This window comes from Nocardia sp. NPDC060220 (genome assembly GCF_042727815.1).
GTDB lineage: Bacteria > Actinomycetota > Actinomycetes > Mycobacteriales > Mycobacteriaceae > Nocardia.
In genome coordinates this window covers 1-9967 of the sequence record NZ_JBHWZY010000178.1, presented here as the reverse complement: position 1 = coordinate 9967, position 9967 = coordinate 1, and the positions used below count along the sequence as shown (strand labels likewise).

At 68.0% G+C, this 9967-nt stretch carries 11 protein-coding genes; 5 read left to right on the top strand and 6 right to left on the bottom strand.

Annotated elements, in window-relative coordinates:
- Together ACFWF3_RS12040 and ACFWF3_RS12035 are read right to left on the bottom strand one after the other, a co-directional pair.
- A partial coding sequence (locus ACFWF3_RS12040; protein ID WP_379313681.1) for an HD domain-containing protein occupies window positions 1-377 on the bottom strand: 377 nt, incomplete at its 3' end.
- Window positions 378-471: 94 nt separating this feature from the next.
- Window positions 472-1437 (bottom strand): zinc-binding alcohol dehydrogenase family protein, encoded by a 966-nt coding sequence (locus ACFWF3_RS12035; protein WP_379313680.1) that lies wholly within the window; start codon window positions 1435-1437, stop codon window positions 472-474.
- A 99-nt stretch (window positions 1438-1536) separates the two neighbouring features.
- Between ACFWF3_RS12035 and ACFWF3_RS12030 the strand changes: the two genes are divergently transcribed.
- Complete coding sequence (locus ACFWF3_RS12030) at window positions 1537-2112, top strand: TetR/AcrR family transcriptional regulator (RefSeq protein WP_379313679.1); 576 nt, start codon at window positions 1537-1539, stop codon at window positions 2110-2112.
- A gap of 22 nt (window positions 2113-2134) precedes the next feature.
- Here the strand turns inward: ACFWF3_RS12030 and ACFWF3_RS12025 are convergent, their stop codons facing one another.
- Entirely contained in the window at window positions 2135-3220 is a 1086-nt protein-coding gene (locus ACFWF3_RS12025; RefSeq protein ID WP_379313678.1) for a sensor histidine kinase, read from the bottom strand.
- 10 nt (window positions 3221-3230) lie between these two features.
- Window positions 3231-3905, bottom strand: coding sequence for a response regulator transcription factor (locus ACFWF3_RS12020; RefSeq protein ID WP_379313677.1), 675 nt, complete (start codon window positions 3903-3905; stop codon window positions 3231-3233).
- A gap of 90 nt (window positions 3906-3995) precedes the next feature.
- Between ACFWF3_RS12020 and ACFWF3_RS12015 the strand changes: the two genes are divergently transcribed.
- The 4 genes from ACFWF3_RS12015 to ACFWF3_RS12000 all read left to right on the top strand — a co-directional run bounded on the left by ACFWF3_RS12015 (window position 3996) and on the right by ACFWF3_RS12000 (window position 8653).
- A complete protein-coding gene (locus ACFWF3_RS12015; protein ID WP_379313675.1) occupies window positions 3996-4589 on the top strand; it encodes a M15 family metallopeptidase in 594 nt (197 codons plus the stop codon).
- Window positions 4586-5923: a DoxX family protein gene (locus tag ACFWF3_RS12010; RefSeq protein ID WP_379313674.1), complete on the top strand. Its 1338-nt coding sequence runs from the start codon at window positions 4586-4588 to the stop codon at window positions 5921-5923. The genes ACFWF3_RS12015 and ACFWF3_RS12010 overlap by 4 nt, the downstream gene beginning before the upstream one ends.
- A 135-nt stretch (window positions 5924-6058) precedes the next feature.
- Complete coding sequence (locus ACFWF3_RS12005) at window positions 6059-7591, top strand: FAD-dependent monooxygenase (protein WP_379313672.1); 1533 nt, start codon at window positions 6059-6061, stop codon at window positions 7589-7591.
- Between the two features lie 150 nt (window positions 7592-7741).
- On the top strand, window positions 7742-8653 hold the full coding sequence (locus ACFWF3_RS12000) for a DMT family transporter (protein WP_378989052.1): 912 nt from the start codon (window positions 7742-7744) through the stop codon (window positions 8651-8653).
- Window positions 8654-8867: 214 nt separating this feature from the next.
- On the opposite strand, the gene ACFWF3_RS11995 is transcribed toward ACFWF3_RS12000, so the two are convergent.
- Window positions 8868-9158: a hypothetical protein gene (locus ACFWF3_RS11995; RefSeq protein WP_378989054.1), complete on the bottom strand. Its 291-nt coding sequence runs from the start codon at window positions 9156-9158 to the stop codon at window positions 8868-8870.
- Between the two features lie 200 nt (window positions 9159-9358).
- Window positions 9359-9967 (bottom strand): GNAT family N-acetyltransferase (locus ACFWF3_RS11990; RefSeq protein WP_379313670.1); only part of this gene is annotated, 609 nt, incomplete at its 5' end.

The following is a 9967-nucleotide window of genomic DNA, read 5'->3' as shown; positions in this document are numbered from 1 at the left end:
GGTGAGTCGCTGAGGCCTGTCGTGTGTGCGGCGATGGCGTCCCAGATGATGTCGACGCGTTCGTCGTCGATGCCCTGCGCTTCGAGGAACTCGGCCGCGAAATCCGCGCCGTCGATCTCGAATCGCTGTGTGCCGACGGCACGTTCGGACAGGCCGATGTCGTGCAGCGCGCAGATGAGGTACATGAGCTCCTCGTCGTAGTCCGGGCCGGGCCGCAGGCCCTGCTCGGCGGCGTGGGCGCGCCCGAACAAGAACCCGCGAACGCTGTGATGGCAGACCGATGTTTCGAGGGCCTCGTTGATCAGCCGGTGGGTCTCGATCGCGAGTGGGGTGGACGGTAGTGCCAGCGAGTCGACGCCGAATGTGGCCTGTGACATGAGGTTTGCTCCTATCGGTGTGCCCGGGTTGCGTGACGTCCACCAACCTTCAGGCTGGTTGAAGCATACCTCGAGTTTCAAGGAGGCTGAAGGTTCATGGACGCAGGAGCACCGTGCCGAAAGCGGTTCTGTCCTCCAGCATTCGGTGTGCCCGCGCGGCGTCGGCGAGGGGGAGGATCGAGTCGATCGCGGGTGTCAGCAGGCCCTGTGCTGTTGCCGTGAGTGCCGCCGATCGCTGCCGGGCGACTTCGCCGAGCCAGGCGGTGCCCGCGCAGCCGGTGAGCGTGAGCCCGCGCAGGATCAGTTCGGTGACGCCCAGCTGTGCGGGAGCGCCGTCGAGCCAGCCGTAGCTGAGGATTCGGCCACGCAGGGGCGTGATCAGGTCGAGCAGCGGCGTCAGTGATGCGCCCCCGATGGAATCGAACACGACATCGACCGTGCCGTCCGTGAGGAGATCGGCCAGCTGATCCGCCCAGTCGGGCGCGGTGTGATCGAGCACCTCGTGCGCGCCGCGCTCGCGCGCGAGCCGAGCCTTCTGTTCCCCGCCCGCGGTGCCGATGACGCGCACACCTGCGGCGGCGCACAGCTGGGTGAGGCAGCTGCCGACACCGGTAGCCGCCGCTTCGACCAGGACGGTCTCGCCCGCCGCGACACCCGCGGTCCCCATCAGCGCCAATGCCACCGATCCCGGCATCAGTATCGCGGCGGCGTGCTCGATGGTCAGATCGGCCGGGATCGTGGTCACCGAATCGGTCTCGGCGACAACAAGTTCGGCGTAGGCGCCGAAACCGCGGGTCGACGCGACCACCCGGGCGCCCAGCAATGCCCGATCGACGCCCGCGCCGATATCGATCACCGTGCCCGCCGCCTGGAACCCGAAGACCTCGGGCAGCGGCGCGGGAAACGGAAACGTGCCGGCCCGAACCTTGGTCTCGGGGTAGAGCACCGGCACCACTTCGGCCCGGAGGACGACCTGTCCCTCGCCGGGGCGAGGTTCGCCGATCTCGCGCGCTACCAGAACGTCGGGTGCGCCGGTCTGGGTCATTACGATTGCCTGCATCAGAACTCCATAAGTTGACTGTCGGTCCAGATATCTCGAACGATATGGACCGTCGGTCAACTTGTCAACGGATCGGCGGGTGCCGAGAAAGCGGGTGCGATGACCGACCGACGTCCCACCGAACGCGCCGATGCCGCGCGCAACCGTCGAGCGATCCTCGATGCCACCGCCGCGCTGCTGGCCGAACACGGCGCGGCCGGGGTGACGATGGATCGGGTGGCCGCGGCGGCAGGTGTCGGAAAGGGGACCATCTTCCACCGGTTCGGCAGCCGCGCGGGCCTGCTCTACGAGCTCGTCGCCGAGGGCGCCGTCGCGTTGATGGCGGCGGTGTCGAGCGGTCCACCGCCGCTGGGACCGGGCGCGCCGGCGACCGACCGGCTACTCGCCTTCTTCGATGCGATGACGCGCATGGTCACCGACGACGTGGAGTTGATCGCGGCCTATCAGGCGATGCCGCCACATCCGCGCAGCGCCGAATTCCACACGTTCTGGGCGCAGCACATCGGCACGCTCCTGCACGAAGTCCGTCCCGATATCGACGCCGACACCGTGGGCGCGCTGTTGTTGTCGACAGTCGGCGGGGAACTCGCACAGCAACTGGCCAGGGCGGGCGAGGCCGACCGATTGCGATCGGCGGTAGCGGAATTGGTGCGTTCGGTGCTGCGCGCTCCCTGAACGCCCGGCCGGGTCGGAGCCGTTACCGTCGTGCTGCCTGCGGAAGTGGCCGACGCGGAAGCCGCACGGTGACGCGGAGTCCGCCGGCCGGACGGGGATCGAGTGCGAGGGTTCCACCGTGTGCCGCGGTGATGCTGTCGACGATCGCCAGGCCGAGGCCGATGCCCGCGTGGTCGGTGCGAACGCGTTCGGTGCCGCGCTGAAACGGCTCGACCAGTGTGGAAACCACCAGGGGGTCGAGGACCGGGCCTGTGTTCTCGACGGTGAGCACCACCGTCTCGGGGCGCAGTCCGGTCGTGACCCACACGATGCCGCGTGCGGGCAGATTGTGCACGATCGCGTTGTGCACGAGGTTCGTCGTCAGCTGCAACAGCAGGGCGTGCGAACCGATGGTGGGCGTCACCTCGCCGGAGGTCTCCAGGATCACGCCGTGTTCTTCGGCGCGGGCGAGCAGCGTTTCGGCGGCTTCTTCCGCGAGCAGGGAGAGGTCGACGTGTTCTCGGGTGAACGACCCTTGATCGGCGCGGCTGAGCAGGAGCAATGCCTCGGTGAGAGCGATCGCTCGGGTGTTGACGGCGTGCAGGCGGTCGACCAGTTCGCCGGTGTCGTGGGTGCGGTCGTCGCGGGCCACGTCGAGCAGGGTCTGGGTGATCGCCAGCGGCGTGCGCAGTTCGTGGGAGGCGTTGGCGGCGAATCGACGCTGTTCGGTGACGTGTGCTTCCAGCCGGGCGAGCATGATGTCGAAGGCGTCGGCGAGTTCGCGGAACTCGTCGCTGCGGCCCGGCAGCCGGATTCGGTGGGCGAGTGAGCCGTTCGCGGCGGTCCGGGTAGCGGCGGTGATACGGGTCAGCGGGGTGAGCATCCAACCGGCGAGGAACCATCCGCCCACCAGACCGATCGCCAGCAGGAAAGCCATCACAACGGTCACGAACGGCGCGAAGGACCGTAGCAGCATGCCGCGATCGATCCAGAAATCGCCGCCGCTGGTGTAGATCCACCCCTCGGGCAGGTACCACAGGTAGTAGACACCTACGGCGGCGATCAGCAGAGAACCCACGACCATGATGAAGCCTGCGTAGCTGAGGGTGAGTTTGAGGCGAACACTCAATCCGGGCGCCCTACCCACGCGCTCGCCCGTCGCTGATGCGATACCCGACACCGGCCACGGTGGTGATGACCCAGGGCTCGCCGAGCCGTTTGCGTAGCGCCGAGACGGTGATACGCACCGCGTTGGTGAACGGGTCCGCGTTCTCGTCCCACGCCCGCTCCAGGAGTTCCTCGGCGCTCACGACCCCGCCTTCGGCGGCGATGAGCACTTCGAGCACCGCGAACTGCTTGCGGGTCAGAGCGATGTAGCGGCCGTCGCGGTAGACCTCCCGGCGGAACGCGTCCAGCCGCACCCCGGCGATCTCGCGCACCGGTGGCCGGTTGTGCGCGCGCCTGCGATCGAGCGCTCTGAGCCGGAGGACCAGTTCGCGGAGTTCGAACGGCTTGGTGAGATAGTCGTCGGCACCGAGCCCGAAACCACTCGCCTTGTCGTCGAGCCGATCGGCGGCGGTGAGCATCAGGATCGGCAGACCGCTACCGGAGGCGACGATGTATTCGGCGATCTCGTCCCCGGAGGGACCCGGAATGTCGCGGTCCAGGACCGCGATGTCGTAGGTGTTGACGCTCAGCAGCTCCAGTGCGGTGTCGCCGTCACCCGCGATGTCGCCGGCGATCGCGTCCAGGCGCAGGCCATCGCGGATGGCCTCCGCCAGATAGGGTTCGTCCTCGACGATCAGTACACGCATAGACGCTCGATTCTCCCAGCCCGGGGATATCGTCGGCGTATCCGAAACCGCATACGCGTCGGCAACACCATGCTGCCTTGACTGAGGGGCATGAACCACCGTGAACCGGCGATTCGCCGTCTCCGATCGATCGCCCTCGGCGCCGTTGTCATCGTCAGCGCGGCATCTGTCGGTGTCCTCGTTTACCAGTCGCTGCCGACCATATCCTCGGTCGCACGATCCATCGACGCCTTTGTCGGCGGCCACGCCGGTCCGCCCGGCGCGACGCTCTTCGATGACGGGAATCCGTCCGTGGGCAACCTCGACTCCTATCTGCTCGCCGCCCTGCGCGCCGCCGCCGCCGACGCCGCGGACGACGGAGTCGAACTCGTCGTCAACAGTGGCTGGCGGTCGCCGGAATACCAGGAACAACTGCTGCGCGAGGCAGTCTCGAAATACGGCTCGGAAACCGAAGCCGCTCGGTGGGTGGCAACCCCCTACACCTCCGCTCACGTAGCCGGCGAGGCGGTTGATATCGGGCCGACCGACGGCGCGGCATGGTTGGCCGCGCACGGCGCCGCCTATGGGTTGTGCCAGATCTACGCGAACGAACCCTGGCATTACGAACTTCGCTCCGACGCGGGGGAACTCGGCTGCCCGCCCCTGTACGCCGACCCGACCCACGACCCGAGGATGCAGCAGTGACCACGACAGTGTCGGCCCCCGTCGCAGCACGGGCCGGTCGGCCTGTGCTGACCCAGATCGTCCTCCGATTCTCCATCATCTACTTCGGCCTGCTCTGCCTGCTTCTCACCTATATCCCGTTCGCGCTGCTCGGCATCCTCGGCCGGTGGATTCGCGAATACCCGGGGCCCTGGAACATGCCCATCACCGACCCCGTCACCGGGCCGGTGGGTCGAGCGGTCTTCGGGGTCGACGCTCAGTTACACCAGGATTCCGGAGCGGGCGACCAGACCGCCGTCTGGGTACTGGTGTTCTGTCTGCTGGTCGTCGCGGCGACCGGCGCCGCGGTGTGGACAGCCGTCGACCGTCGTCCGGTACCCGCCCGCGCGCTCGCCTGGTTCTCGCTGTTCCTGCGGCTGGCTATGGGCGGGCAGATGATCGGGTTCGGGTTCGCCAAACTGATCCCCACCCAGATGCCGGCCCCCGGACTGGCGCAGCTGTTGCGGCCGTACGGCGAGATGAGCCCCGCCTCGGTGTTGTGGCTGCAGGTCGGCAGCTCGTATCCGTACGAGATGGCTCTCGGTGGGGTGGAAGTGGTGGCGGGGCTGCTGCTGTTCGTGTCCAGGACCGCAGTGCTCGGCGCCGCGTTGACGCTGGCGAGTACAGCGCAAATTCTGCTGCTGAACATGACGTTCGACATACCGGAGAAGCTGCTCGCCGCGCATCTGCTGCTGATCAGCGTGTTCCTGCTCGCGCCGTACCTGCGCCGGCTGACCGATGTCTTCGCGCGTGAACGCGCGTGCGCGCCGCTGACCCAGCCCGCGCTGTTCACCGACGCCAGGAAGAACCGCGTGGCGATCTGGGTGGTGGCGGCGCTGGGCCTGTGGGTCGCGTTGGGGAGCGGCTATGACCGCTGGGTGGTCTGGCACGAACAATCCGGTGCCGCGAGCCCCAAGTCCGCGCTGTACGGAATCTGGGAGGTGCGGGATTTCACCATCGACGGGCAGCCGATCCCGCCGTTGACCACCGACGAAACACGGTGGCAGCGAATGGTTTTCGATGACCCGCAGGAAGCCGCCTACCAGCGGATGAACGGCGAACTGGTACCCGCGCACGCCCACTTCCGCCCCGATGGACAAGTGGAGCTCACCTCGATGAACGCCATCGGCGCGGTCGACCCCGGACCACCGTTCGCGACACTGTCCTCCGAAAAACCCACCCCGGACCGACTGCTGCTGCGCGGAACACTGCACGACCGCCCGATCACGATCACCCTCGAACGCAAGGACCCCGACACCTTCACCTTGCGCAGCCGCGGATTCCACTGGGTCCAGGACTATGTGTACTTCCGCTGACAACAACCTGACGGTGACCCGCTGACTCGTTGCCCCTTCTAACTTATAGCGCACCCCGGGGCTTGCGGCAAGGCCCCGGTGGTGCTGCAGAATCGCTGGGCAATGCAGGGACCAGCCGTATTCGGGAGTGACGAGATGCAAGAGATGACCACCGACGTGATCGTTGTCGGCGCTGGGCCTGCTGGATTGATGCTCGCCGGGGAACTGGGCCGGGCCGGGGTGCGGCCGTTGGTGCTCGAACGTCGTGAACGGCCGGGCACCGCGCAGAAGGCCAGCGGTCTCGGCGGGCGAATTCTGGATGTGCTGCGCTATCGGGGCCTGCTCGACCGGATGACGGCGGTCAGCGGTGACGCGAGTCCGAAGCCGATCTTCCCCTTCGGCGGGGTGTACCTGGACTTCACCGGTCTCGACGAAACTCCGTTGCACGCCATGGCGATTCCGCAGGCGCGGGTCGAGGAACTGCTCGCCGAGGACGCCGTCGACCTCGGCGCCGAGATCCGGCGCGGACACGAAGTGGTCGCGGTGACCCAGGACGACGAGGCGGTGATCGCGGAAGTGAACGGGCCGGACGGACCGTACCGGGTGCGGGCCCGCTACCTGGTCGGCTGCGACGGCGGCCGCAGCCGGATTCGCGAACTGGCCGGAATCGGGTTTCCCGGCAGCACCTATCCGGAGGTCAACCGGCTGGCCGTGGTCGCGGTGCACGAGTCGGTGACCGTGCTCGACGACGGCGGCCTCGAGGTGCCCGGTGTCGGACGGATCGATCCGGGATTCACCCGCACCGACACCGGGGTGTTCGCGCTGGGACGGGTCAGCTCCGAGGACCGCGTGATGTTCTTCCAGACCACCGAGAACGACGACGCCGAATACGACAACGACGAACCACTGACCATGGCCGAACTCGGCCACAGCGTCCGGCGTGTGCTGGGCGCGGAGGTTGCGCTCGGTGCGCCGACTCGCTTGTCGCGCTACCAGTTCCAGGACCGACAGGCCGAAAACTACCGTGTGGGCCGGGTTTTCCTGGCCGGTGACGCGGCCCACCTGCTGCCCGCGACCGGCGCCGCGATGAATCTCGGCATGACCGATTCGGTGAACCTGGCCTGGAAGCTGGCCGCGGACATCCACGGTTGGGCACCGGCCGACCTGCTCGACACCTACCACGACGAACGTCACTTCGCCGGTGGTCGCGCGCTGCTGCAGACCCGCGCCCAGGCGGCACTTCGCCAGGGTCAGGACCCTGCCGCCGAGGCGCTGCGCGCGGTATTCCAGGAACTGCTCTCCGACGAACCCGCGTTGCGCCGTATGGGAGCCCTCGTCGCGGGCACCGATCTGCGCTACCCGACGCCCGGAACCCCGTCGCTCGCCGGAATTTTCGTTCCTGATCTGAGCCTGCACACCGACCAGGGCACCACCACCGTCGCCGAGATCATGCGCGCCGCGCGACCGGTCTTCCTCGACCTGGCCGACCGTGCCGACCTGCGTGAGATCGCCGGGGAGTGGGCGCCGCGCGTCGACATCCACGCGGCCAAGACCGGCGATCGTCTCGCCGACGCACTCCTGATCCGCCCCGACGGTCACATCGCCTGGGCGGCGACGATCGACGAGTCGTCGGACACCGCCGCAGCTGATCTGCGCGCGGCGCTGACCATGTGGTTCGGCGTCCGGTAACCGCGCGAAAGCGAAACTCCGCAGCTGCCGGCGTCGACGTTCCGGCAGCCACGTGACGCACTGTCACCGATAGTGCGAACCGGTCCTCGATCATTCGATCCCGGGCCGGTTCGCGTTGAAATCCGTGCCCGTCTGTGGATTACTCCTGGGATGAATGCGATCTCGACAACCGACCGGGCGGCGACGCGCGCGCTACCCGGCTGGTCGGTGCCGATGGTGTTCATCATCGCGGCGACCTCGCAATATGTGGGTGCGGCACTCGGCGTCTTCCTGTTCGACACCACCGAGCCGTCCACTGTCGCCTGGTTGCGGGCCGCGGCGGCGGGAGTCGCGTTGCTGGCCTGGCGGCGGCCGTGGCGGACCCGCTGGACACGGCGGGGCATCGCGACGGCGGCGGGCTTCGGCATCGTCACCGTGTCGATGAACATCGTGTTCTACGAGGCCATCGCGCGTATCCCGCTCGGCACCGCCGTCGCCATCGAATTCCTCGGTCCGGTCGCCGTCGCGACGCTCGGGTCGCGGCGGGCGCGCGACCTGCTCGCCGTGGCGCTGGTGGCAGTCGGTGTGGTGCTGCTGGCCGGCGTGCAGTTCGACGTCGAGCCGGTCGGAGTGGGGTTCGCTCTCGCCTCGGCGGTCCTGTGGGCGGCGTACATCCTGGTCGGCAAGCGCGTCGCCGACACCGGTGAAGGCCAGGATTCTCTCGCTGTCGGGATGGCGGCCGCGGCGGTGCTACTGGCGCCGTTCGTGCTGATCCCGCAGCTGATGATCGATGCCGCGGTATTCGCCGACCCGCGGACCTGGCTGCTCGGTCTCGGTGTCGGCGTGCTGTCGAGTGCGGTGCCTTACGCGCTGGACCAGGTGGTGCTGACCGCGGTGGGACGCGCCCGATTCGCCTTGCTGCTCGCGTTGCTCCCGGCGACCGCGACCGTCGTGGGCGCGATCGCCCTCGCACAACGCCCCACCCTGCTGGAACTCGCGGGCATCGCATTGGTCATGCTGGCATTGACGATCAGCGCCCTGCCCGCCCGCCAGACCACGCCGGAACCGCCCGCACCGCTGTGACCGTCCGTCCCGATCATGCGCGAGACGCCCGCTCCGGCGATGGTGGGAGCTCACCACCGCGACCCGCCGCCCTGACAACCGGATACCCACAGATCACTGCGCGTCGAAGCCTCGACATGTGGACCGGTGGTGCACGCCTGGACGCCGAGGGACTGGCGTCGTTGTGTTCGCAGATGTCGAAGTGGTGCGGCGACTACTCGCCCCGTGTGGCGCGTCAGTTTCCCTGAGCCAGGTAGTTGTAGATTTCGTGGACCTCGATGGTGGGCTGGTTGGGCATGCCGACTTCCATGCCGATGGGGCCGAGGGTGGATTCGGCGAAGCTCTGGAATTGCTCGGGGGTTTCCCACACGTCGGTGACGTGGAATCCGGTGTCGGTCTTCCTGACCAGATGGAACAGGAGGCCGGGGCCGCCGGAGCCGCCGTGCACGAAGCCCATCTTCCCGAGGGCCTGGTCGTACTGTTCGAGTGTCGCGCCGGTGAATTCGAGTTCGACGGCAACCGCCATGACGGTCATCTCCTTGCGCGGTCGAGCGGGGTTGGAGTGACTTCGGGCCCGGCCCGACGAGCGGGGGGGTCGCGATCGAACACCGTGACCCGGCGCTCCGATCGGATCACGATTGCTCTGGGCGACGGTGCGAACCCGTCGTCGCGATGTGGTGCGCGTCACAGTCTAGTCCGGGGGTCATCGAGCGACAAGCGATCTCCTCAGCCCGCCCGAGGGTCCTCGACGGTCGACCAGACCATGCCGATGCCGGAGTCGGCGGGCGCTGTGCGCGGGCGTGGTGCAGTGCTGACCAGCTCGTATCCGAGCCGCCGAGGAACAGCCGCGCTGCGGACGTTGGCCGCGTCGCAATGGATTTCGACGCGACCGATGTGGGGGAGGGCGAGCGCGACGGTGGTCAGGGCATGGGCGGCGCGCGTGATGATTCCCCGTCCGGTGTGGGCGATATGGCACCAGTAACCGATCTCCAGTGCGGCCGGGTCGATCCTGTCGTGGAGTCCGATGCCACCCGCCACCTCGCCTCTCGCGGTGAAGATCCCGTAGAGGTAGCCGCCGTCGGGCGTCGGCCAGTGTGCGGCCGAGATCTGCAGGGAACGACGTTGCCCGGCGAGCGTCGGCGGCTGCCCGGCCCATGACATCCACGGGTGCAGGTGTGCGTGCGAGGCGCTCAGCGCGGTGAACTGGCGGGTCAGATCACTGGGGCGCCACCGGCGCAGCAGCAGATCGCCCAGATCGATCCGCTGCGGGGGAGTCGATCCGGGCTGAGCGCTGGTGCTGATGGTCATGATCGATGATCGTGGACGCAGGGGCTC